Annotated in this window: 22 protein-coding genes; 12 read left to right on the forward strand and 10 right to left on the reverse strand. The window is 65.9% G+C overall.

What is annotated here, in order from left to right; genetic code table 11:
* Positions 1 to 7: 7 nt before the first annotated feature.
* Genes hsaA through hsaB form a run of 4 tightly spaced genes read left to right on the forward strand, consistent with a single transcriptional unit; the run spans position 8 to position 3,531 of the window.
* Entirely contained in the window at positions 8 to 1,192 is a 1,185-nt protein-coding gene (gene hsaA, locus ACZYW1_RS13830) for a 3-hydroxy-9,10-secoandrosta-1,3,5(10)-triene-9,17-dione monooxygenase oxygenase subunit (protein WP_463786576.1), read from the forward strand.
* Positions 1,193 to 1,196: 4 nt separating this feature from the next.
* Positions 1,197 to 2,069 (forward strand): 4,5:9,10-diseco-3-hydroxy-5,9,17-trioxoandrosta-1(10),2-diene-4-oate hydrolase, encoded by an 873-nt coding sequence (hsaD, locus tag ACZYW1_RS13835; RefSeq protein ID WP_463786578.1) that lies wholly within the window; start codon positions 1,197 to 1,199, stop codon positions 2,067 to 2,069.
* Positions 2,069 to 2,968 (forward strand): iron-dependent extradiol dioxygenase HsaC, encoded by a 900-nt coding sequence (hsaC, locus tag ACZYW1_RS13840; RefSeq protein ID WP_463786579.1) that lies wholly within the window; start codon positions 2,069 to 2,071, stop codon positions 2,966 to 2,968. Before hsaD ends, hsaC begins: the two co-directional genes overlap by 1 nt.
* Entirely contained in the window at positions 2,968 to 3,531 is a 564-nt protein-coding gene (gene hsaB / locus ACZYW1_RS13845) for a 3-hydroxy-9,10-secoandrosta-1,3,5(10)-triene-9,17-dione monooxygenase reductase subunit (protein ID WP_463786581.1), read from the forward strand. The genes hsaC and hsaB overlap by 1 nt, the downstream gene beginning before the upstream one ends.
* 5 nt (positions 3,532 to 3,536) lie before the next feature.
* On the opposite strand, the gene ACZYW1_RS13850 is transcribed toward hsaB, so the two are convergent.
* Both ACZYW1_RS13850 and ACZYW1_RS13855 read right to left on the reverse strand, forming a co-directional pair.
* The gene (locus ACZYW1_RS13850) at positions 3,537 to 4,424 is read right to left on the reverse strand and encodes an SDR family NAD(P)-dependent oxidoreductase (protein WP_463786582.1); all 888 of its coding nucleotides are present in this window, start codon (positions 4,422 to 4,424) and stop codon (positions 3,537 to 3,539) included.
* A 2-nt stretch (positions 4,425 to 4,426) separates the two neighbouring features.
* The gene (locus ACZYW1_RS13855) at positions 4,427 to 5,839 is read right to left on the reverse strand and encodes an NAD-dependent epimerase/dehydratase family protein (RefSeq protein ID WP_463786584.1); all 1,413 of its coding nucleotides are present in this window, start codon (positions 5,837 to 5,839) and stop codon (positions 4,427 to 4,429) included.
* Positions 5,840 to 6,057: 218 nt separating this feature from the next.
* Between ACZYW1_RS13855 and ACZYW1_RS13860 the strand changes: the two genes are divergently transcribed.
* Together ACZYW1_RS13860 and ACZYW1_RS13865 are read left to right on the forward strand one after the other, a co-directional pair.
* A complete protein-coding gene (locus ACZYW1_RS13860; RefSeq protein ID WP_463786585.1) occupies positions 6,058 to 6,411 on the forward strand; it encodes a VOC family protein in 354 nt (117 codons plus the stop codon).
* A 65-nt stretch (positions 6,412 to 6,476) separates the two neighbouring features.
* Positions 6,477 to 8,090 (forward strand): FMN-binding glutamate synthase family protein, encoded by a 1,614-nt coding sequence (locus tag ACZYW1_RS13865; protein ID WP_463787828.1) that lies wholly within the window; start codon positions 6,477 to 6,479, stop codon positions 8,088 to 8,090.
* Here the strand turns inward: ACZYW1_RS13865 and ACZYW1_RS13870 are convergent.
* Positions 8,087 to 9,355 (reverse strand): hypothetical protein, encoded by a 1,269-nt coding sequence (locus ACZYW1_RS13870; RefSeq protein WP_463786586.1) that lies wholly within the window; start codon positions 9,353 to 9,355, stop codon positions 8,087 to 8,089. The genes ACZYW1_RS13865 and ACZYW1_RS13870 overlap by 4 nt on opposite strands.
* Before the next feature lie 115 nt (positions 9,356 to 9,470).
* Here ACZYW1_RS13870 and ACZYW1_RS13875 point away from each other — a divergent pair, with 115 nt between their 5' ends.
* A complete protein-coding gene (locus tag ACZYW1_RS13875; RefSeq protein WP_463786588.1) occupies positions 9,471 to 10,298 on the forward strand; it encodes an arylamine N-acetyltransferase family protein in 828 nt (275 codons plus the stop codon).
* Positions 10,299 to 10,349: 51 nt separating this feature from the next.
* On the opposite strand, the gene ACZYW1_RS13880 is transcribed toward ACZYW1_RS13875, so the two are convergent.
* Genes ACZYW1_RS13880 through fadD3 form a run of 5 tightly spaced genes read right to left on the reverse strand, consistent with a single transcriptional unit; the run spans position 10,350 to position 16,157 of the window.
* A complete protein-coding gene (locus ACZYW1_RS13880) occupies positions 10,350 to 11,525 on the reverse strand; it encodes a pyridoxal phosphate-dependent aminotransferase (RefSeq protein ID WP_463786590.1) in 1,176 nt (391 codons plus the stop codon).
* 45 nt (positions 11,526 to 11,570) lie between these two features.
* Positions 11,571 to 12,548, reverse strand: a complete 978-nt coding sequence (gene ipdE2 / locus ACZYW1_RS13885) for an acyl-CoA dehydrogenase IpdE2 (protein WP_463786592.1) — start codon at positions 12,546 to 12,548, stop codon at positions 11,571 to 11,573.
* The gene (locus tag ACZYW1_RS13890; RefSeq protein ID WP_463786594.1) at positions 12,545 to 13,504 is read right to left on the reverse strand and encodes an acyl-CoA dehydrogenase family protein; all 960 of its coding nucleotides are present in this window, start codon (positions 13,502 to 13,504) and stop codon (positions 12,545 to 12,547) included. Before ACZYW1_RS13890 ends, ipdE2 begins: the two co-directional genes overlap by 4 nt.
* Complete coding sequence (locus ACZYW1_RS13895) at positions 13,501 to 14,634, reverse strand: acyl-CoA dehydrogenase family protein (RefSeq protein ID WP_463786596.1); 1,134 nt, start codon at positions 14,632 to 14,634, stop codon at positions 13,501 to 13,503. Before ACZYW1_RS13895 ends, ACZYW1_RS13890 begins: the two co-directional genes overlap by 4 nt.
* Positions 14,634 to 16,157, reverse strand: a complete 1,524-nt coding sequence (gene fadD3, locus ACZYW1_RS13900) for a 3-((3aS,4S,7aS)-7a-methyl-1,5-dioxo-octahydro-1H-inden-4-yl)propanoate--CoA ligase FadD3 (protein ID WP_463786598.1) — start codon at positions 16,155 to 16,157, stop codon at positions 14,634 to 14,636. Before fadD3 ends, ACZYW1_RS13895 begins: the two co-directional genes overlap by 1 nt.
* A gap of 95 nt (positions 16,158 to 16,252) precedes the next feature.
* On the opposite strand from fadD3, the gene ipdE1 reads away from it, so the two are divergent.
* The 5 genes from ipdE1 (at position 16,253) to ACZYW1_RS13925 (ending at position 20,921) form a co-directional block, all read left to right on the forward strand.
* The gene (ipdE1, locus tag ACZYW1_RS13905) at positions 16,253 to 17,398 is read left to right on the forward strand and encodes an acyl-CoA dehydrogenase IpdE1 (protein WP_463786600.1); all 1,146 of its coding nucleotides are present in this window, start codon (positions 16,253 to 16,255) and stop codon (positions 17,396 to 17,398) included.
* Positions 17,395 to 18,183, forward strand: coding sequence for a (5R,7aS)-5-hydroxy-7a-methyl-1-oxo-2,3,5,6,7,7a-hexahydro-1H-indene-carboxyl-CoA reductase (gene ipdF, locus ACZYW1_RS13910; protein ID WP_463786603.1), 789 nt, complete (start codon positions 17,395 to 17,397; stop codon positions 18,181 to 18,183). Before ipdE1 ends, ipdF begins: the two co-directional genes overlap by 4 nt.
* A complete protein-coding gene (gene kstR2, locus ACZYW1_RS13915; RefSeq protein WP_463786605.1) occupies positions 18,180 to 18,779 on the forward strand; it encodes a TetR family transcriptional regulator KstR2 in 600 nt (199 codons plus the stop codon). Before ipdF ends, kstR2 begins: the two co-directional genes overlap by 4 nt.
* A gap of 3 nt (positions 18,780 to 18,782) precedes the next feature.
* Positions 18,783 to 19,952, forward strand: coding sequence for a steroid 3-ketoacyl-CoA thiolase FadA6 (gene fadA6, locus ACZYW1_RS13920; RefSeq protein ID WP_463786607.1), 1,170 nt, complete (start codon positions 18,783 to 18,785; stop codon positions 19,950 to 19,952).
* A gap of 99 nt (positions 19,953 to 20,051) precedes the next feature.
* On the forward strand, positions 20,052 to 20,921 hold the full coding sequence (locus ACZYW1_RS13925) for an endonuclease domain-containing protein (protein WP_463786608.1): 870 nt from the start codon (positions 20,052 to 20,054) through the stop codon (positions 20,919 to 20,921).
* 67 nt (positions 20,922 to 20,988) lie between these two features.
* On the opposite strand, the gene ACZYW1_RS13930 is transcribed toward ACZYW1_RS13925, so the two are convergent.
* The gene (locus ACZYW1_RS13930; RefSeq protein ID WP_463786610.1) at positions 20,989 to 21,255 is read right to left on the reverse strand and encodes a CDGP domain-containing protein; all 267 of its coding nucleotides are present in this window, start codon (positions 21,253 to 21,255) and stop codon (positions 20,989 to 20,991) included.
* A 61-nt stretch (positions 21,256 to 21,316) separates the two neighbouring features.
* Complete coding sequence (locus ACZYW1_RS13935; RefSeq protein ID WP_463786611.1) at positions 21,317 to 21,913, reverse strand: TetR/AcrR family transcriptional regulator; 597 nt, start codon at positions 21,911 to 21,913, stop codon at positions 21,317 to 21,319.
* Positions 21,914 to 21,919 lie beyond the last annotated feature (6 nt).

Below are 21,919 nucleotides of genomic sequence, written 5' to 3' on the forward strand. Positions count from 1 at the left end.
GGAAGCCGTGACGTCCATTCAACAACGTGACGCCCAGTCGGTCCTAGACGGCATCGACGACCTACTGCCCAAGCTGCGCCAGCGGGCTCAGGAGACCGAGGACCTGCGCCGTCTGCCGGACGCCACAGTGAGCGAACTCCAGGAGATCGGCTTCTTCAAACTGCTGCAGCCCAAGCAGTGGGGCGGGCTGGAAACCGATCCCGCGGTGTTCTACGAAGCGGTCCGCCGGATCGCCAGCGCATGCGGATCCACCGGGTGGGTCAGCTCCATCATCGGAGTGCACAACTGGCACTTGGCGTTGTTCGACCAGCAGGCTCAGGACGAGGTCTGGGGTGACGACACGAACGTGCGTGTCTCGTCGTCCTACGCGCCGATGGGTGCGGGCACGGTCGTCGACGGCGGGTATCTGGTCAACGGATCGTGGAACTGGTCCTCGGGCTGTGACCACGCCACCTGGGCCTTCCTCGGCGGACCGGTGATCAAGGACGGCCGGCCGGTCGACTTCGGCAGCTTCCTGATCCCGCGCACCGACTACCGCATCGACGACGTCTGGCATGTGGTGGGCCTCAAGGGAACTGGCAGCAACACCGTCGTCGTCAAGGACGTCTTCGTGCCGCGGCACCGGTTCCTGTCCTACAAGCAGATGAACGACGGCACCGCCGGCGGTTACCAGAACAACACCGCCGCGGTGTACAAGATGCCCTGGGGCACAATGCATCCCACGACCATCTCGGCACCGATCGTCGGCATGGCCTATGGCGCTTACGAGGCGCACGTGGAGCACCAGGGCAAGCGGGTGCGGGCGGCGTTCGCCGGCGAGAAGGCGAAGGACGACCCGTTCGCCAAGGTGCGTATCGCCGAAGCTGCCAGCGACATCGATGCGGCGTGGCGGCAGTTGATCGGCAACGTCGGCGACGAGTACGCGCTGTTGTCGGCGGGTAAGGAGATTCCGTTCGAGATGCGGGCTCGCGCTCGTCGTGACCAGGTGCGTGCCACCGGCCGTTCGATCGCCTCGGTTGACCGGTTGTTCGAAGCCTCCGGTGCGACCGCGTTGGCCAGCGATGCGCCGGTGCAACGGTTCTGGCGTGACGCGCACGCCGGCCGGGTGCATGCGGCCAACGACCCTGAGCGCGCTTACCAGATCTTCGGTAATCACGAGTTCGGGTTGCCGCCCGGCGACACCATGGTCTGAGGCGATGACGACGACCGAAGAGCTCACTTTCCAGTCCACCTCCCGGTTCGTCGAGGTCGACGTCGACGGCCCGCTGAAGCTGCACTACCACGAGGCCGGCGTCGGAAACGAACAGACGATCGTGCTGCTGCACGGCGGTGGGCCCGGCGCGGCAAGCTGGACGAACTTCTCGCGCAACATCCCGGTGCTGGCGGAGCATTTTCACGTGCTTGCGGTCGACCAGCCCGGCTACGGTCACTCCGACAAGCGGGCCGAGCACGGGCAGTTCAACCATTACGCGGCGCGGGCGCTCAAGGGCCTGTTCGACCACTTGGGTCTGGAACGCGTTCCGCTGGTGGGCAATTCGCTGGGCGGCGGTACGGCGGTCCGGTTTGCGCTGGACTACCCGGACAAAGCCGGCAAGCTGGTGCTGATGGGCCCCGGTGGCCTGAGCGTCAACCTGTTCGCCCCCGACCCCACCGAAGGTGTCAAAAGGCTCGGCAAGTTCTCCGTCAAGCCGACCCGGGAAAACCTGGAAGCCTTTCTGCGGGTCATGGTGTTCAACCAGAAGCTGATCACCCCGGAACTGATCGACCAGCGCTTCGAGCTCGCCTCCACGCCGGAGTCGTTGACGGCCACCCGCGCGATGGGAATGTCGTTCTCCGGCGCCGACTTCGAGCTCGGCATGATGTGGCGCGAAGTGTACAAACTCCGTCAGCCGGTGTTGCTGATCTGGGGCCGCGAGGACAGGGTGAACCCGATCGACGGTGCGCTGGTGGCGCTCAAGACCATCCCCCGGGCCCAGCTGCACGTGTTCGGCCAGTGCGGCCACTGGGCGCAGGTGGAGAAGTTCGATGAATTCAACAAGCTGACCATCGACTTCCTGGGAGGTCTGTGATGAGCATCCGTTCCCTGGGTTACCTGCGCATCGAGGCCACCGACATGCAGGCCTGGCGCGATTACGGCCTGAAGGTCCTCGGCATGATCGAGGGCAAGGGCAGCACCGAGGGCGCGCTCTATCTGCGGATGGACGACTTCCCCGCGCGCCTGGTCATCGTGCCGGGTGAACACGACCGGCTCTCCGAAGCCGGCTGGGAATGCGCCAATGCCGAAGGCTTGCAAGAGATCCGCAACCGGCTCGATGTCGAGGGCACTCCATACAAGGAGGCCACCGCCGCCGAGCTGGCCGATCGCCGCGTCGACGAGATGATCAGGTTCACCGACCCCTCCGGCAACGGCCTCGAGGTTTTCCACGGCGCGGCGCTCGAGCATCGCCGGGTCGTGAATCCGTACGGCCACAAGTTCGTCACCGGCGAGCAGGGTCTGGGCCACGTGGTGCTGACCACCCGTGACGACGTCGAGACGCTGCATTTTTACCGTGACGTGCTCGGCTTCTCGCTCCGCGACTCGATGCGTCTGCCGCCTCAGGTCGTGGGTCGTCCCGCCGACGGGGCGCCGGCCTGGCTGCGTTTCCTGGGCTGCAACCCACGTCACCACAGCCTGGCGTTCATGCCGGGTGAGACCTCCAGTGGCATCGTGCACCTGATGATCGAGGTCGGCGAGGCCGACGACGTCGGCTTGTGCCTGGATCGTGCGCTGCGCCGCAAGGTGCCGATGTCGGCCACCCTGGGCCGCCACGTCAACGACCTGATGCTGTCCTTCTACATGAAGACTCCAGGCGGGTTCGACATCGAATTCGGCTGTGAAGGAAGGCAAGTCGACGACGCCGACTGGGTCGCCCGGGAGAGCACCGCAATCAGCCTGTGGGGTCACGACTTCAGCGTCGGCTTCAAGTAATGTCCGGGCAGATCGACGCCCGCGCGTTTCGCAGTGTGCTGGGCCAGTTCTGCACCGGCATCACGATCATCACCACGATTCACGACGACGTCCCGGTGGGTTTTGCCTGCCAGTCTTTCGCGGCGCTGTCGCTGGATCCGCCGCTGGTGCTGTTCTGTCCGACCAAAGTGTCGCGGTCCTGGCAGGCCATCGAGGCGAGCGGGAAATTCTGCGTCAACGTGCTGACCGAGAGCCAGCAGCACGTCTCGGCGCGCTTCGGTTCGAGAGAGCCGGACAAGTTCGCCGGCATCGATTGGCATGCATCGGAACTCGGTTCCCCGATCATCGACGGATCGCTCGCCTTCATCGATTGCACAGTCGCTTCAGTGCATGATGGCGGCGACCATTTCGTGGTCTTCGGGTCGGTGCAGTCGCTGTCCGAAGTGCCGCAGATCAAGCCGCGGCCGCTGCTGTTCTATCGCGGCGACTACACCGGCATCGAGCCGGACAAGACCAGGCCGGCGCAGTGGCGTGACGACTTGGAGGCGTTCCTGACCGCGACCACCCAGGACACCTGGCTGTAGCGCGGCTACTGAACTACGGGTGGGCCTGCCGTCGAGATCGAGACATTGCCTTCGGCGATGCCGGTGACCTCTCCGGTGAACAGGACCGCGCGGGTCAACTGCCCGGCGAAGGCGTCGAAGAGCGACGGAAAAAGGCTGTACGCCATCATCATCGGACGGTTGAGCCATCCGACATGTCGCTCGGTCGAACTCCCGCGGGTCGTCGCGCGGACGATCGCGGCGGCGACGGTGATCGGTCCCACGGCGGTCGGCGGGACGTGCGCCGGATGGCCGAAATAGTTGGCGGCGTTGCTGGACATCGCGGTGTCCACCGGACCGGGATAGACCCCGTGGACTTTGACACCCGGCAGGTGACTGTTCTCCTGCCGCAAGGCTCGGACCAGGCCGTGCACGCCGAACTTGCTGACCACATAGGCCGATTGGTAGGGCATCGCGGCCTGCCCGAGTAGCGACCCGAGCAGCACCAGGTGGCCCTGCCCGCGCTCGTGGAAGTGCGCCAGCGACGACCGGGCGACGTTCACGGCGCCGATGAGATTCGTCCGCACCACGGTATCGAAAACGTCGACCGGCAGATCTTCGAAGCGCCCGAAGACGGTCAGTGCCGCGCACTGAGCGACGACGTCGATTCGGCCGAATTTCGCAAGCGTGATGTCGAACAGCTTCTGGACTTGGTCTGCCTCGGCGATGTCAATGGGCACAACGACGACATCGGCCGCACCCGCCGCCAAGCACTCCTCGGCGACCAGATCGAGGGCAGCTTCGGACCGTGAGCCGAGACAGAGCCGGGCGTGGCGGCCGGCGAACAGCAACGCGGTCTCTTTGCCGATCCCGCTCGAGGCTCCGGTCACGACGACGACCTGGGTGGTCTGCTCGGTGCGGAGTTCGGTATCCATCATCAGTTGCCTTCTCGTCGAACGTAACCGGAGCCACGCGGATCATGTTGCTCCGTAGGTGTGTTCGCCCTCCTTCGCTCGGATGCGGCGAACAGGTTGAGGATGGCGACGGAGGCGACTGAGGACCACCCGCCGCGAATCGTGGTCGCGATGGCGGCGACCACCGCAATCGGCGCAAGAAGTGCGACCGGGTCACGTCGTCGGGTCACCAATCGCTCCAGTGCCGCCGGGGTGCCACCGACGACATTGGCGGCAACGAACGCAGCATCCGTCAGTCCCGCCCGGCCGACGCCCGCGGCCCGGAGTACTGCCGCCGTGGTCCAGAGCAGCAGACTGCTGTCGTGGATCTGGTCTGACGCCCGGCGAAATCCCGACCGGTCGTCTTGTCTGGCGCCCATTGCCGCGCTGGAGCCCGACGCACCGTCGGCCAGGCCATCGATCAATTCCTTCGCGCTCACCGTCGACGATCGAGTCGGCGACCAACCCAATTCATCGCGCGCACAAGAGATGTCCATCGTCGGCGAATTCATCGCGACGTCATACCAACCGGGTGTGACGGCGACCGCGTGGATCGAGTGCAGGGCGGTGACGACCCTGCGCACGATTCGCGGATTCACCTCGATCGGACGGCCACCGACCAGTCCGGCCAGCGCGCGAGCGTCCAAGATGTCGGCGGCCAGGTTGAAAGCACCGGTAGCCCGGGTCTGCACCATGCGCACCACCGCTTCACCGACGTCGTCGGCGTGGACGAACTGTAGGGCGATCCCGGCCGGCAACGGCACGACGGGCAGCACCCGTCGGCGCAGGAGTTTCAGCACAGCGCGTGGCACGAAGGGGCCCAGGTACAGCGTCTGGACTTCCCACGCCGATTCACGCTGCACCACCAGAGTGGGACGGAACCGCGCGACCGCGACCTCCGGATGCGCCTGCGCGAACGCGTCCACCAGCTTTTCGGCGGCGACTTTGTCGCGGCTGTAGGCCGAGGTGGGTTGACCGCTGCACGGCCAATCTTCGGTGACCGGATCCGTTGCGCCCGGCGCGTATACGCCGAGACTGGAGGCGTAGATCAACTGCTGGACACCAGCGGTGGCCATCGCGGTGAGTACCGCGCCGGTTCCTGCCACGTTGACCCGGGAGAGATAATCTTCGTCTTCGGGTGGCCTGAGGGCCAGCGCGAGATGGATGACGACGTCGGCGCCCTGCATCGCGGGGGCTAGGTCGTCAACCGCGCTGCATGCGGACAGGTCGACACGGTGCCAGGTCACCGCCCCGCCGGCCGGATCTCCAGACGGCGGTCGACGGCAGATTCCGACGATTTCGCTATCCGGCAGCGCTCTGGTGAGCGCTCGCAGCACGCCGGTCCCGACGTTGCCTGATGCTCCGGTGATGACGATCTTCTGGGGGGCAATGGTCATCAAAAAGGCCGCAACATCATGCACAGCGGATGCCCGACCCGGGATTTCCTAAACCTGGGCCCGCCGGCCGGCCGGGCGCACGCCAGACATGTTGGCACTGAGTAACTTTGGCCAGACGCTGCTGTGCCGGGCTGCGCGGTCGGAATGAACGCGCCGGCGCTGCGATGAGTTCGGGCCCCGCAGCGGGTCTGTCCCAGCAGGCCACAGAGAGGAGAAACATGTCAATCGAACATGTCTTGGCGGCAGTACCGGTAACTGACCTGGGCGCAAGCTCTCGCTGGTACGAATTGCTGTTCGGACGGGCGCCCGACAACAACCCGATGCCCACGCTGGTGGAGTGGCAGGTGGTGCCGGGTGCGTGGGTCCAGGTGTTCGCCGAAGAGGATTGCGCCGGTTCGTCGTTCGTCAACTTTGCCGTCCAGGACCTCGAAGAGCACATCGAGCAGTTGCGACAGCGGGGGTTGCGGCCCGGTGAGATCGTCGAGGCCAACAAGGGTGTGCGCCTGTCGACGCTGACCGACCCGGATGGCAACACCGTCACGTTGATCGGTGGCTTTCGGATCAACTACTGACGTCCCAGATTTTTTTTGCTACCGCTACGCTCAGCGAAACAGTGTTTCGCGAGAGGCAGGCTGCGTTGGTCCGTTTTGCGGTGGTCGCGATGCTGGCCGTCCTCGCGGTGGCGTCGGCGGTTGCGGCGGTCGTCGTGGTGTGGACCTACTGGATCCCCGCAGCGCTGGTCGGGATCTTGGCCGCGCTCGGGATCTACGATCTTGTCCAGCGTCGACATTCCCTGTTGCGCAACTATCCGATCCTGGGACACATGCGGTTCCTGTTGGAGGCCCTGCGTCCGGAGCTGCAGCAGTACTTCATCGAGCGCAACTTCGATGGCCGCCCGTTCGACCGCGACGTCCGGTCGCTGATCTACGAACGTTCGAAGGGCACCGCCGCCGAGCTCGCCTTCGGAACCGAGCGCGACATCGATCAGATCGGCTACGAGTACCTGGTGCATTCGGCGCGGCCGCTGGAACCGCCCGCGGAGCCGTTCCGGGTTCGGGTCGGGGGACCGGATTGCACGCAGCCCTATGACATGGCCCTGATGAATGTCTCCGCAATGAGTTTCGGCGCGTTGTCCGCCAATGCGCTGCGCGCCTTGAACAACGGTGCCCGCAAGGGTCGGTTCGCCCATGACACCGGCGAGGGCGGGCTGACTCCCTACCACCTGGGCGGCGCCGACGTGATCTGGGAACTCGGCTCGGGTTACTTCGGGGCCCGCACGAAGGATGGACGATTCGACCCAGAGATCTTTGCGGCCAAGGCCGTTGATCCTCGGGTCAAGTGCATCTCGATCAAGCTGAGCCAGGGTGCCAAACCCGGCATCGGCGGTGTGTTACCGGCGGCCAAGGTCACCAAGGAGATCGCCGAGTACCGGGGAGTGCCGGTCGGTGAGAAATGCGTCAGCCCCGCCGCGCACTCGGCGTTCAGCACACCGCGTGAACTGATCCGGTTCGTGGCGCACTTGCGCGATTTGGCCGACGGAAAGCCGGTCGGATTCAAGCTCTGCGTTGGTTCGAGGATCGATGTGCTGGCGACCTGCAAAGCAATGTTGGCCGAAAATGTGACGCCCGATTTCATCGTCGTCGACGGCGCAGAGGGCGGTACCGCTGCCGCACCGCTGGAATACGAGGACAACATCGGTCTTCCGCTCACCGATGGACTGATGATCGTGCACAACGCGTTGACAGGCACCGGGTTACGGGACCGCATAAAGATCGGCGCCGGCGGGAAAGTCGCCTCCGGCAACGACATCGTCAAGCGACTGATCCAGGGCGCCGACTACACCAACTCGGCGCGGTCGATGATGATGGCGACCGGCTGTATCCAATCCCAGCGCTGCCACACCAACCACTGCCCGGTCGGCGTGGCAACCCAAGACCCGCGTCGGGCCCGCGCCCTCGTCGTCGCCGACAAGAGCGAGCGCGTGTACAACTACCAACGTGCCACCGTCGCGCAGGCAATGCGGATGATGGCTTCGATGGGTGTCGCGGATCTGTCGATGCTCAATCCGCAGATGCTCCGCAAGCGGATATCGCCGACCGAACAACGGTCCTACGCCGAGCTTTACGAATGGCTCGAGCCCGGTGAACTGCTCAACCACGCGCCGCCGAGTTGGCGTTCGGACTGGGAGATCGCCGATCCGGACCGCTATGCACCCGTGGGAACCAGTCTCGTCCGGGGCACCCCGGTCTAATGCCAGTGGGCCTGGTGCTCTGCATGAGTACCCAGGTAAGCACCGGGACCGAACAGCTCGTCGTAGAAGTCGGTGTCGAGATGCTGTGCCTGCAAATACATCAGCACGTGCACGGTCGGCATTGTGCCGGGCAGCTTGCCGAACGTGTCGTAGATGTAGGAGGCTTCGGCGACCACCACCTCTTGGATGCCTTCCGGCGGTAATGCCGAGCCGCGCACCTTCGCATTGTTCGCCCATGGACCCGGTGTGTCGGGGTGAAAGGGTCCACCGGGAGCGAACTTTCGCGCTACCAGCTTTTCGACGCCGGCCTCGATCGACGGCACATGCGGTGGGCTGAGCGTCTCGAAGTATCCGGGCAACCCGGTGACATTGGGGAAAGGCCAGCGGTCGTCATGGTCAGCGACGAAGCCGAGTCCGGGTGCGCGCGGATCGCCCGAGCCGCCCAGTACCGACAACCGGTCGAGACCGTCGTACGTCCAGCCGCCCAGACCCATCGCCTGGAGCGCCAACACCCCGTTGTTGGCGGCGATCGCCAGCTCGGCGCTGGCCTCGGTGATGGTGTACTGCTCGACGAACGACAGGGGTAAGGGGTCGTCGGCGTGCGACAGTGACGAAAACTGTTCCAAGCCGGCGATATTGCGACCATGGATGTCGTCGGTGATCAGGTAACCGTTGGCCGCGAAGAACCACAGGTTCTCCATCAGGTGCTCGGCGAGGTCGGCCGCCGGGAACGCCAGCAGGCTGCCCGGATGATTGCCGATCCAGGTGTTGTGGCCCTCCATGTACGGCTCTTCACGAGGCAGCTCGAGGCGGGCATCCGAGATCCGCACGTACGACTCGGCGGTGTGGCTGATCCACGCTTCGATGCTGTCGAACTGCCGCGGCGCCTCGTCACGGCTGGGCAGCAGATAGGTACCGGTGTCGTCGGTGAAGAACAACTGACTCGTGTGAAATCCGGCCGCGGACGGAAACGTCCGGCCGGTGGCGCTTCCCGAGTAGTTGGGCAACGCCGGCGCGTAACCCGGGTGGTGGGTGATCCCGAAGTTCCATCCTGTCACTCCGCCGGTGACCGAGATCAGCAGAGCCCGTTCGACTTCCGACAGGGGCTGAACCGGCCGGCGACTGGTGTAGGCCAGTGCCCCGCTCGGAATCCGCCCGCCGACCGGAAATCGGCGCGACCTACGTCCCGTCATGGCGGCCATCAGCGGAAACTGGGCGAGGTCGGCCAGCGCATCCCGCTCGCGGTCGGAGATCTCCAAGGCCATGTCCGGATGCTAACCCGGCGACCATTGCGCCGGGTCTGAAGCCATTGCATCGCCGGTGAGTAGCGCGGCAGCCCGCGTCGCGGGCACCGATCACCGTTGGTCCACAATGTCCTACATGACGCTGGATCTGGCCGCATACTTCGCGCGGATCGGCTACGGCGGCGACGCGGATCCGACCCTCGATGTCCTGCAGGAGTTGATCACGGCGCATGTCAGTACGATCGCGTTCGAAAACCTCGATCCGCTGCTGGGTGTGCCCGTCGACGACTTGAGTCCAGAGGCGTTGGTCGACAAGCTGGTTCACCGGCGCCGTGGCGGCTACTGCTACGAGCACAACGGCTTGCTGGGTTACGTGCTCGAGGAATTGGGCTTCGGGGTCCGACGATTCGCCGCCCGGGTGGTCTGGGGGGCCCAGCCGGGTTCGCCGGTGCCGGCGCAGACCCACACCCTGCTGGGGGTGGCGCCGCCACGCGCGCCGCAGCTCTTCCTCGTCGACGTGGGTTTCGGTGGGCAGACGCCGACGTCACCGCTTCGGTTGGAGACCGGAAGCATCCAACAGACGGCACATGAGCCCTATCGGCTGCAGAACCGTAACGACACTGTCGTCCTGCAAGCCGAGATCCGCGGCGAGTGGCAGTCGCTCTACGAGTTCGCCACCAAGACGGCGCCGCCGATCGACCTGCAGGTGGGTAGCTGGTATGTCTCGACTCATCCGTCCTCGCACTTCGTCACCTCCCTGATGGCATCGTTGGTCACCGCCGACGGGCGATGCAACCTCTCCGGCCGCAACCTGTCCATCCACCGCGGCAGCGACACCGAGAAAACTGAATTGCCTGATGCTGCAACAGTTGTCGACACATTGATCGATCGCTTCGGGATCAATGTGGCCGACACCGGAGACCGCGCGGTGCTCGAAGCCCGGATTGCCGCGGTCTCGGCCTGACAGCGATGCGGGCAGAAGGCACGAATTCGACGTCGTGAAGCCGGCCCCGCCCTAACCGAGATGCGGTAGCCAACCTCCGATCCGCCGCAGTGCCTCCTCGATGTCCTTTCCCGGACCCGCGAACGAAAGTCGCACGTAAGATCCGCCCCGCGCCGGGTCGAAATCGATACCGGGCGCGATCGCCACTCCCGTGTCGGCCAACAACTTCGAACAGAACCCCATCGAATCTTCGGTGAAATCCGAAACGTCGGCGTAGACGTAGAACGCTCCGTCGGTCGGCGCCAGTCGGTCGATGCCGATATGCCGCAAACCATCGAGCAGCGCCGCGCGGTTGTCGGAGTAGTGCTGCAGGTGGCTCTCGGCTTCCTGGACCGACTGCGGCGTGAACGCCTCGACCGCGGCCCGCTGGGACAGCACGGGTGGGCAGATGGTGAAGTTCCCGGTGAGCCGGTCCACGGCGCGCCGCAGCTCGACGGGTACCAGCAGCCAGCCGAGCCGCCATCCCGTCATCGCGAAGTATTTCGAGAAACTGTTGACCACGAACGTATTTCGCGACGTACTCCACGCGCAGCTGGTTTCTGGTGAGCCTTGGTACACCAACCCGTGGTAGACCTCATCGCTGATCAGTCGCACGCCGGTCTCGTCGCACCAGGCCGCGATCGCCGTGAGCTCCTCGGGCGGAATGACGGTCCCGGTCGGATTGGCCGGGCTGGCCACCACAACGCCTTTCACCGGCGGATCGAGTTCGGCCAGCATCCGCGCGGTGGGCTGGAAACGAGTTTCCGGGCCGCATTCCAAGACCACGACTTCACACCCGAGCGCGGACAGGATGTTGCGGTAGCAGGGATAGCCCGGGCTGCTGACCGCCACCCGGTCGCCGACGTCGAAGCAGGACAGGAACGCCAACAGGAAGCCGCCGGACGAGCCCGTGGTGATCACGACATCGTCGACGTCGACGTCGACGTCGACGCCGTAGCGGTCGCCGTAGGATGCCGCGATCGCGGTACGCAACTCCGGAATGCCCAGCGCCACGGTGTAGCCGAGTTCGTTGCGATTCAGTGCGGCGATGGCCGCGGCGCGCACCGGCTCGGGGGCACCGGCGCTCGGCTGGCCCGCCGACAGGTTCACCAGGTCGCCGTGGCTGCGCTGACGCTCGGCAGCCGACAGCCACACGTCCATCACGTAGAACGGCGGCACCCCGGCGCGTAGCGCGACCCCATCGGTCATACGGTTCAGGCTAGATGAGCCCGGCTCGATGAGCCCGGCTCCTCCTCATCGGGCCAGGCTCTCCGCGTCGTTGTCGGCGGAGAACACCTCGGATTCCAGCCGGCGCAGGGCGTCGCGCGGCGGCTCAAGAAGTTGCGAACTGCCATGTGCGCGTTTGAAATACAGCTGCATATCGTGTTCCCAGGTGATTGCGATTCCACCGTGCAGCTGAATGCCCTCGGCGGCGACCTTGGTGAACGCCTCGCTGGCCGCGACGCGCGCCAAGGCAGCCGAGGTGGCAGAGGGCGCGTCGGCGGCGTCGTTCACCACGGCGCCGGCTGCCTGCACCGCGACATACAGGTCAGCCATCCGGTGCTTGAGTGCCTGGAAGCTACCAATCGCCCGGCCGAACTGCTGGCGCTCCTTGGTGTAGGCGACGGTCAATTCGAGGCATCTGGTGGCCGCACCGACCTGCTCGGCGGCCAGCAGGATCGCCGCGGCATCGGCCAGGCCCGGGTCGTCTCCCAGCGGCATCGCGGCTCCCGGCCGAAGCCCGGCCAGCCGGCGGGTCGGGTCCATCGACGTGATCGGCTCGACGGTGTTGTCGGTCCACCGGTCCAGCCGGCCGTCCGCCGCGGCGATGACGACGTCGGCGACGTCGCCGTTGAGCACGTAGTCGGGGTCGAAGACCACCGCGCCGATCGTCGTCCCTTCGGCGAGCGATCCCAGCGCCTCGGCGTCAGGTTCGTCGGCGGCCAGCAACGCAAGTTCGGCCAGGGTGGTACCGAGCAAGGGGCTGGGCACCAGGTTCTTGCCGAGTTCTTCGACGACGACGGCTGCGTCGCCGAGAGTGCCTCCGGCCCCGCCGAATTCCTCGGGCACGACCAGAGCCGCCGCGCCGACCTGTTCGCACAGCAGCCGCCACAGCGACTCGTCATAGCCGCGGTCGGACTCCATCGCCGCACGCACGGCCGCTGGGGAAGCGTGCTTGGCTACCAGCGCCGCAACGGTCTCGCGCAGCAGTTCCCGTTCGTCAGAGCTCATGCCAGTGCCTCCAGAAGCCGTCGCCGGTGTGCGGCCGGGTCACCCCAGGCCGGCCGCAAAGCCTGCACCCGTAGCAGCCAGAGCGACAGGTCATGTTCGGCGGTGAAGCCGATCGCGCCGTGGGTCTGTAACGCCGATCGCGCGGCGAGCAGTGCGGCATCGGACGCGGAAGCCTTGGCGGCGCTGACATCTCGTGCCGTATCGGGTGACGAGTCAGCCAACGACAGGGCAGCGCCGAACACCAGCGGACGGGCCATTTCGAGGGCGATGTGCACGTCGGCCAGCTTGTGTTTGATCGCCTGGTACGAGCCGATGGCCCGACCGAATTGCGTTCGCTGCTTGGCGTAGTCGACCGCCGCGTCCAGCAGCGCCTGTCCGGCCCCTATCAATTGGGCGGCCGTGGCCAGCGCGCCGAATTCGTAGGCCCGCATCACATCGGCCTGCCACGTCGGGTCCCCGGCGGTGACGTCGAACAACTTGCGGCTCGGATCCACCGATTCGTGCTGCTCACCCGCACTCGCTTCGCGGACCGTCCCGTCCAGGTCGGCCAGCAGAGTCAGGCCGGCGGTGTCGGCGTCGGTGGCGCGCGGCACCTGCGGTGGTAGCGCGACGGTGGCGATCAGCTCACCGGAGGCCAGCGCGGCACTCCGTTCGTCATCGGCCAGCAATATCGGTGCCACCGCGATGGATTCGGTCACCGGACCGGGTACGCCCCAGCGGCCGAGTCGTTCCAGCGCGATGACCAGATCGACCGGGTGCGCCTCGATGCCGTCGAATCGCTCCGGCACCGCCAGCGCGGTGACCCCGAGGTCGGCCAGCCGCGCCCAGACCTTGCGACCGGGTCCGGTGTCGCCGCCGGCCCAGGCCCGCACCGCAGCTGGCAGATCTGCGGCCGCCAGCGCCGCGTCGATACTGGCGGCGAAGTCGCGCTGCTGCTCGTCGAGGTCGAATCTCATTTGGCCTTCTCCCGGGGCAGACCCAGCAACCGCTCGGCGATGATGTTGCGCTGAATCTCGTTGGTGCCGGCGTAGATCGGGCCACCCAGAGCGAACAGCAGCCCATCGGTCCATCCGCCGGCCAGTTCGCCGTCGGCACCGCGGATCTCCAGTGCGGTCTGATGGATCGCCACATCCAGGTCCGACCAGAACACCTTGGTGACCGACGACTCGGCACCCAGTTCGCCGCCGCCCGCCAGCCGCGTCACGGTGCCGAAAGTGTGCAATCGGTACGCCTGGGCTTTGATCCACGCATCGGCCACCTCGTCACCGAAAGAGCTGTTGCCGTTGGCTTTCCACTCCTCGGCCAGCCGTTCGGCGGAGGCCAGAAACCGGGCCGGGCTACGCAGCGACATGCCACGCTCGTTGCTCGACGTGCTCATCGCCGCCCGCCAGCCGTCGTTCGCCGAGCCGATCACGTCCGCGTCGGGCACGAAGACGTCGTCGAGGAAGATCTCGCCGAAGCCGGTATCGCCACCCAGTTGGGCGATCGGCCGGACCGTGACCCCGTCCGCGTGCAGGTCGAACATGAAGTAGGTCAGCCCGCTGTGTCGCTGGGCCTCCGGGTCGGACCGGAACAAGCCAAATGCCCGGTCGCCGAACGGTGCTCGTGAGCTCCAGATCTTCTGACCGTTCAGCAGCCAGCCACCGTCGGTGCGCGTTGCGGTCGACCGCAACGAGGCGAGGTCGCTACCCGATTCGGGCTCTGACCACGCCTGTGCCCAGATCTCCTCGCCGTTCGCCATTTTCGGCAGAATGCGATCGAGCTGCTCGTCGGTGCCGTGCGCGAACAAGGTCGGAGCGAGCATCGACGTGCCGTTGGCACTGGCTCGGCCGGGCGCGCCGGCGCGGAAGTACTCTTCTTCGTAGACCACCCACTGCAGCAGGCTCGCGTCTCGGCCGCCGTACTTCTCCGGCCAGGTGATCACCGACAGTCCAGCGTCGAAAAGAATTCTGTCCCAACGTCGATGCTGTTCGAAACCCTCCGCTGTGTCATACGACCGGGTCGGAAACGCGTCGCGGTGCGAAGTCAGGAACTCGCGCACCTCACGCTGAAAAGCCAGCGTCTCGTCGTCATAATGCAGGTCCATTACGCCATCTCTCGCAGTAGTGGTTTGACCACCTTGCCGCCCGCGTTGCGGGGCAACCCGTCGACAAATCTCACCGAACGTGGGGCCTTGAAATTCGCCAAATATTGGCGGGTATAAGCGATTACCGAGGTCTCGTCGAGACCGGCGTCGGGCCGTGTGACCAGGTAAGCGCGCCCGACTTCGCCGAGTCGCTGGTCGGGAACCCCGATCACCGCACAATCCAGCACGCCGTCCAGCCGGGCCAGCACCTGCTCGATTTCGGCGGGGTAGACGTTGAAGCCGCCGCAGATGTACATGTCCTTGAGCCGGTCGGTGATCTGGAGATTGCCTGCGGCATCTAGCTTTCCGATGTCACCGGTGTGCAGCCAGCCCTTGTCGTCGATGGCGGCAGCGGTGGCTCCCGGATCGTCGAGGTAACCGAGCATCACGTTGGGCCCGCGCAGCAGCACCTCGCCGGTCTTCTCGGCGATGCGCAACTCGAAGTCGGCGATCGGCCGGCCACAGGTGTTGGCGACGGTGGCTGCGTCGTCGTCGGCGCGGCACATCGTGCCCATCCCGTTGGACTCGGTCAGGCCGTAGGCCGTCAGCACGATGTCGAAGTCGAGCTCGCTCTGCATTCTTTCGATCAGCACGACGGGCACCGTTGCCGCACCGGTTACTGCGAACCGCAGCGAGCTCAGGTCGTAGTCACCACGCGACGGATGATCGAGCAGGGTCTGGTAGATCGTTGGCGGCCCGGGCAGCACGGTGATCCGGTGTTCGGTGACCGCGCGCAACGCCTGCTCGGCATCGAACGTGAGTTGGGGGATCAGGGTCGCTCCGGTCTGCAGGCAGGCCAGGATGCCGGCCTTGTAGCCGAAGTTGTGGAAGAACGGGTTGATGCAGAGGTAGCGGTCGTCGCTGGTGATTTTTCCGCACGCCGCCCACGACGCCGACCCGGCCAGTGATTGCCGGTGTGCGCACAGCACGCCCTTGCTACGGCCGGTGGTGCCGGAGGTGAACAGGACGTCGGAGATGTCGTCGGGCTGGACGGCGGCAGCGCGGGCGTCGGCCGCCGCCAGGTCGGTGCCCCGGCTGACGAACTCGTCCCACGTGCCGTCGTCACCGTCGATGGGCACCCGGACGATGTGCCGTAGATCCGGGAGTGCCGAGCGGTCGAGGTCCGCGACGCGATCTGCGCCGAGAAATTCGCCCATGGCCACCAGCAGCGGAGCCTTGGTTCGGGACAGGATGTCGCCCGCCTCGGCCGCGGTGTAGCGGGTGTTCAGCGGCACGACGGTGGCGCCGCTGTAGTGCGTGGCCAGGCAGGCCACCACCCAGTGCCAGGTGTTCGGCGACCAGATGGCCACCCGGTCGCCGGGGGTCACGCCGAGAGTGATCATCGCCGCCGCCGCCCGACGTACCGCGTCGCGCAGTTCGTTGAAGGTGAGCGACCGATCCGCGGTGACCAGCGCGTCGTGATCGGGGAGTTCGCGCGCGATGTGGTCCAGCGCCGCAGGAATGGTCTGCGGATGGCTCGACATCGAACTCCCTCAGGGTGCTGATTGCTATCGCCGCTGGCAGGAGAAGTTCGCTGCCGGGCTAACAAAGCAAGTGCTTGGTAGGTTAGCCTACTAGGGTGCAAGGCGTCGAGAAGTTCCGGGCCGAGGTCCGCGACTGGCTGGCCGAGAACCTGGTCGGCGATTTCGCCGCTCTCAAGGGGCTCGGCGGTCCCGGTCGCGAGCACGAGGCGTTCGAAGAGCGGCGGGCGTGGAACCAGCATCTCGCAAAGGCCGGTCTGACCTGTCTGGGGTGGCCGGAAAAGCATGGCGGCCGCGGCCTGTCAGTGGCGCATCGGGTGGCCTTTTACGAGGAATACGCCCTTGCCAATGCGCCGGCCAAGATCAACCACTTCGGTGAGGAACTGCTCGGTCCGACGCTGATCGCCTACGGCACCGCGGAGCAGCAGCAGCGTTTCCTGCCGCGCATTCTCGACGTCACCGAATTGTGGTCGCAGGGCTATTCCGAGCCGGGCGCGGGCAGCGACCTGGCCAACGTCTCGACCACCGCCGTCCTCGACGGTGACCAGTGGGTGATCAACGGCCAGAAGGTGTGGACTTCGCTGGCGCACTGGGCGCAGTGGTGCTTCGTGGTGGCCCGCACTGAGAAGGGCTCCAAGCGGCATGCGGGCCTGTCGTATCTGCTGGTGCCGCTCGATCAGCCCGGCGTGGATGTCCGTCCGATCGTGCAGTTGACCGGTGACTCCGAATTCAACGAGGTGTTCTTCGACGACGCGCGCACCGAGGCCGAGCTGGTGGTCGGTGAACCCGGTGACGGCTGGCGGGTGGCAATGGGAACGCTGACATTCGAGCGTGGTGTGTCGACGCTCGGTCAGCAGATCGTCTACGCACGCGAACTCGAATCCGTTGTCGATCTCGCCAAACAAACTGGTGCATCAGATGATCCGTTGATCCGCGAGCAGCTGACCCGGTCCTGGGCCGGCCTGCGGGCGATGCGGTCCTACGCCCTGGCGACGATGGACGTCGAGCAGCCCGGTCAGGACAACGTGTCGAAATTGTTGTGGGCCAACTGGCATCGTGAACTCGGCGAGATCGCGATGGACATCCGGGGCAAGGCGGGTTTGGTGCTGTCGGGTGGCGAGTTCGACGAGTGGCAGCGGCTGTACCTGTTCACTCGCGCCGACACCATCTACGGCGGCTCCAACGAGATTCAGCGCAACATCATCGCCGAGCGGGTGCTCGGCCTACCGAGGGAGGCTCGATGACACTGGCCGTTGCGCCGAAAGAAGTTGCCGGACATGGACTTCTGCAGGGCAAGGTTGTGGTCGTCACGGCGGCGGCGGGTACCGGCATCGGCTCGGCGACCGCTCGACGTGCCCTCGTCGAAGGTGCCGACGTGGTTGTCTCCGATCACCACGAACGACGGCTCGGTGAGACTCGCGACGAGCTGACCGCGCTGGGCCTCGGCCGGGTGGAGAGCGTGGTCTGCGACGTCACGTCCACCGCTCAGGTCGACGCGCTGATCTCTTCGACTACCGCGCGCCTCGGCCGACTCGACGTCCTGGTCAACAACGCCGGGCTCGGCGGCCAGACCCCGGTGGTCGACATCACCGACGAGGAATGGGATCGCGTCCTCAACGTCACGCTGACGTCGGTGCTCCGCACGACGCGCGCGGCGCTGCGGTACTTCCGCGACGCGGACCACGGCGGCGTCATCGTCAACAACGCCAGTGTACTGGGTTGGCGCGCGCAGCACTCGCAGTCGCACTACGCGGCGGCCAAGGCCGGAGTGATGGCGCTGACCCGTTGCAGCGCAATCGAAGCCGTCGACTATGGCGTGCGAATCAACGCGGTGTCGCCGAGCATCGCGCGGCACAAGTTCCTCGACAAGACCAGCTCGCCCGAACTGCTCGACCAACTGTCGGCCGGTGAGGCGTTCGGCCGAGCCGCCGAGCCGTGGGAGGTCGCCTCGACCATCGCGTTCCTAGCCAGCGACTACTCCAGTTATCTGACTGGAGAAGTGATTTCGGTGTCGAGTCAGCATCCATGACCCAACTGCCTCAGCCGAACAGTCGACGCGACGAGTTACTGGAACTCGCCGCGACGATGTTCGCCGAGCGCGGGTTGCGCGCGACCACCGTGCGCGACATCGCCGACAGCGCGGGCATTCTCTCCGGCAGTCTGTATCACCACTTCGCCTCCAAAGAGGAGATGGTCGACGAGGTCCTGCGAAAGTTCATGGACTGGTTGTTCGCCCGGTATCAGGAAATTGTTGACACCCAACCGAATTCGCTGGAGCGATTGAAGGGGCTGTTCATGGCGTCGTTCGATGCCATCGAACATCGCCACGCCGAGGTCGTCATCTACCAGGACGAGGCCAAGCGGCTGCTGCCGCAGCCCCGGTTCTCCTACCTGGAGGACCTGAACAAGCAGCAACGCAAGATGTGGGTCGACGTCCTGCATCAGGGCATCGAAGAGGGTTACCTGCGTCCCGATCTCGACGTCGATCTGGTTTACCGATTCATTCGTGACACCACCTGGGTGTCGGTCCGCTGGTATCAGCCCGGCGGACCGCTCACCGCGCAGCAGGTGGGTCAGCAATATCTCGCGATCGTCCTCGGTGGAATTACCAAAGAAGGAAGTTAGACCATGGCTCCAACCAATCAGGCCTACGTCATCGATGCCGTCCGTACCGCAGTCGGCAAACGCAACGGCTCGCTCGCCGGGGTGCATCCCGTCGACCTGGGTGCGCTCGGGTGGCGTGGACTGCTCGACCGGGTGGACATCGACCCCGCCGCCGTCGAGGACGTGATCGCCGGCTGCGTCGACGCGATCGGTCCGCAGGCCGGCAACATCGCCCGGCTCTCGTGGTTGGCCGCCGGCTACCCCGAAGAAGTCCCCGGCGTCACCGTCGACCGTCAGTGCGGCTCGAGCCAACAGGCCATTTCCTTTGGCGCCCAAGCGATCATGGCGGGCACCGCGGACGTGATTGTCGCGGGTGGCGTACAGAACATGAGTCAGATCCCGATTTCGTCGGCCATGCTCGTCGGCGAGCAGTTCGGCTTCACGTCACCGACCAACGAGTCCAAGCAGTGGCTCCACCGCTACGGTGACCAGGAGATCTCGCAGTTCCGCGGATCGGAGATGATCGCCGAGAAGTGGAACCTGTCCCGTGAGGAGATGGAGCGGTACGCGCTGACCAGTCACGAGCGCGCCTTCGGCGCGATCCGCGGCGGCCACTTCGACAACGAGATCATCACCGTCGAAACCGAACACGGCCCCTTCCGGGTGGACGAAGGTCCGCGGGAGTCGTCCCTGGAGAAGATGGCCGGGCTCAAGACGTTGGTCGAGGGCGGCCGCCTGACCGCCGCGATGGCCAGCCAGATCTCCGACGGCGCCAGCGCCGTGCTGTTGGCCTCCGAGCAGGCGGTCAAGGACCACAACCTGACTCCGCGGGCGCGCATCCATCACATCAGCGCTCGCGCCGCCGACCCGGTGTTCATGCTCACCGGGCCGATCCCGGCCACCCGCTACGCGTTGGAGAAGACCGGACTGTCCATCGACGACATCGACACCGTCGAGATCAACGAGGCGTTCGCGCCGGTGGTGCTGGCCTGGCTCAAGGAGATCAAGGCGGACCCGGAAAAGGTGAACCCCAACGGCGGCGCGATCGCGCTCGGCCACCCGTTGGGTGCAACCGGGGCAAAGCTTTTCACGACGATGCTCAACGAGCTCGAGCGCACCGGCGGTCGCTATGGACTGCAGACGATGTGTGAAGGCGGCGGCACCGCCAACGTCACGATCATCGAGCGTCTGTAACTCTTGCGCCGAGGGTGAATCTCGCGACGCCGATGCGGCGTGTCGCGTCGCACGGTTCACTATCGCGGCCTTGTCGGTGCATGTTGGCAGCATCTCGGCATGGCAGAGATTGACTGGCCGTTTCTCGGGCAGGAGGCGCTGGCCGCGAAGGCGTTGCCGGAGCGCGCAATGCGTTCGCTGTATGACCCAATCTACCCGGGCGTGTACGTGCCGGGTGGCATCGATCTGACGGCAGTCCATCGCGCGGAGGCTGCGTGGTTGTGGTCGCGCCGGCGGGCGATCGTGGCCGGAGCGTCGGCAGCCGCATTGCTCGGCGCCAGGTGGGTGGAGCCGCGGCGGGACGCCGAGTTGATACACCACAATCGTCATCCACCAGCAGGCATCACAGTGCGCAGCGAGACGCTGCTGGCCGACGAGTTCACGTACGTCGGCGGGATCGCTGTGACCTCTGCGGCCCGAACAGCTTTCGACGTCGGTCGCCGGACGGGCCCGCGCCTGGCGACGGTGCAACTGCTCGATGCGTTGGCCAATGCGACGGACGTCAAGGCTTCCGACGTGGAGGCAGTCGCCGCCAGGCATCCTGGAGCGCGTGGTCTGGTGCGGCTTCGACGTATCCTGCCCCTTGTCGACGGCGGTGCAGAGTCGCCGCAGGAAACATGGACGCGCCTGGCGTTGATCGACGCGGGGCTACCACCGCCCACGACGCAGATCGTGGTGCGCGACGTATACGGCGAATTCGTCGCCCGCATCGATATGGGCTACCAGGACCTTCGCGTCGGAATCGAGTACGACGGCGCGCAACATTGGACGAGCGCGCAACAGCGCGAACGTGACATCGACAGGTACAGCGCCCTGAGCGACTTGGGCTGGGTGATCATCCGGGTGAGCAATGACTTGCTCAGATACCGCAAGGGCACGCTGATCGCTCGCGTCGACGCGGCGATAGACGCCGCGCGGCGTGCTGCCTGACGGTCGAAAGTGAACGGGGCGACGCGTCAACGGCGTGTTGCGTCGTGAATTTCACGCTGGGGCAGGACTAGTCGATGTGCCCGGGTGGATCGGCCACACCGGGCCCGATCGTGTCGCAACTCTTCTCCGGTATCAGGAATGAGCTGGCGCCCTGGTAATTCAGGTGGGTCGTCACCACGCAACGCTGCCAGGTGCCGTCGGGCTGAATCGGTCCGTCGCACTTGCTGATCACGCCTGGAGCAGACAGGCAGCCGGCGCTGGCCGGTGGTGCCGCCTCGATCAACCCCACTGCGATCAGCGCAGCGGCCAGTCCCGCTAGGACACAGCGCTTCATGGTTGCCTCCCGTCCGGCTCATCACCGACGCTAATCCGTTGTTGCCGCATTGTGGACGTTTTCACCCGGGACGCGACAGTCCGGCGATGATGTCGTCGACTGTGCGCGCGGCCAGGGCATTGACTTCGCGGCGTGTCGCATGGCGCAACGGTCCGCGCAGGGCGAGTTCGGCGAATCCGTGCACCGCAGACCAGCACGGCCACTCGGCACCGGTGCGGCGCTCGGGCGACAACTCGCCGCTGTCCACCATCGCGTCGAGCGCATCGATCAGCGCCAGATACGGTGGTGCGCTCGCGGTCTCGTCGTTGGGCCCAACCGGGTCGGCGCCGAAGAAGGCCACCGTGAACCAGCCCGGCTCGTCGAGTGCGAATTTGATGTAGCCCACGCCGACCGCGCGCAGCCGATCCGACGCCGCCGAGTTGTGGAAGCGGGCCATCTGCGCCGCCATCCGATGCTGGATCGCTGACGCGACGGCACCCACTAGTGCCTCCCGGTCGACGAAGTGCCGATACGCCGCATTGGGTGAGACCCCTACCCGCCGCGTCGCTTCCCGAATGGTCAAACTTCCGGGCCCACCGCCACGGGTGAGGTGCAGGCCCGCGTCGATCAGAGCCATCCGCAGGTCACCGTGGTGGTAACCGGTCTTCAAGGTGGTCACGCTTGA

Source organism: Mycobacterium sp. IDUB_36 (assembly GCF_055419225.1).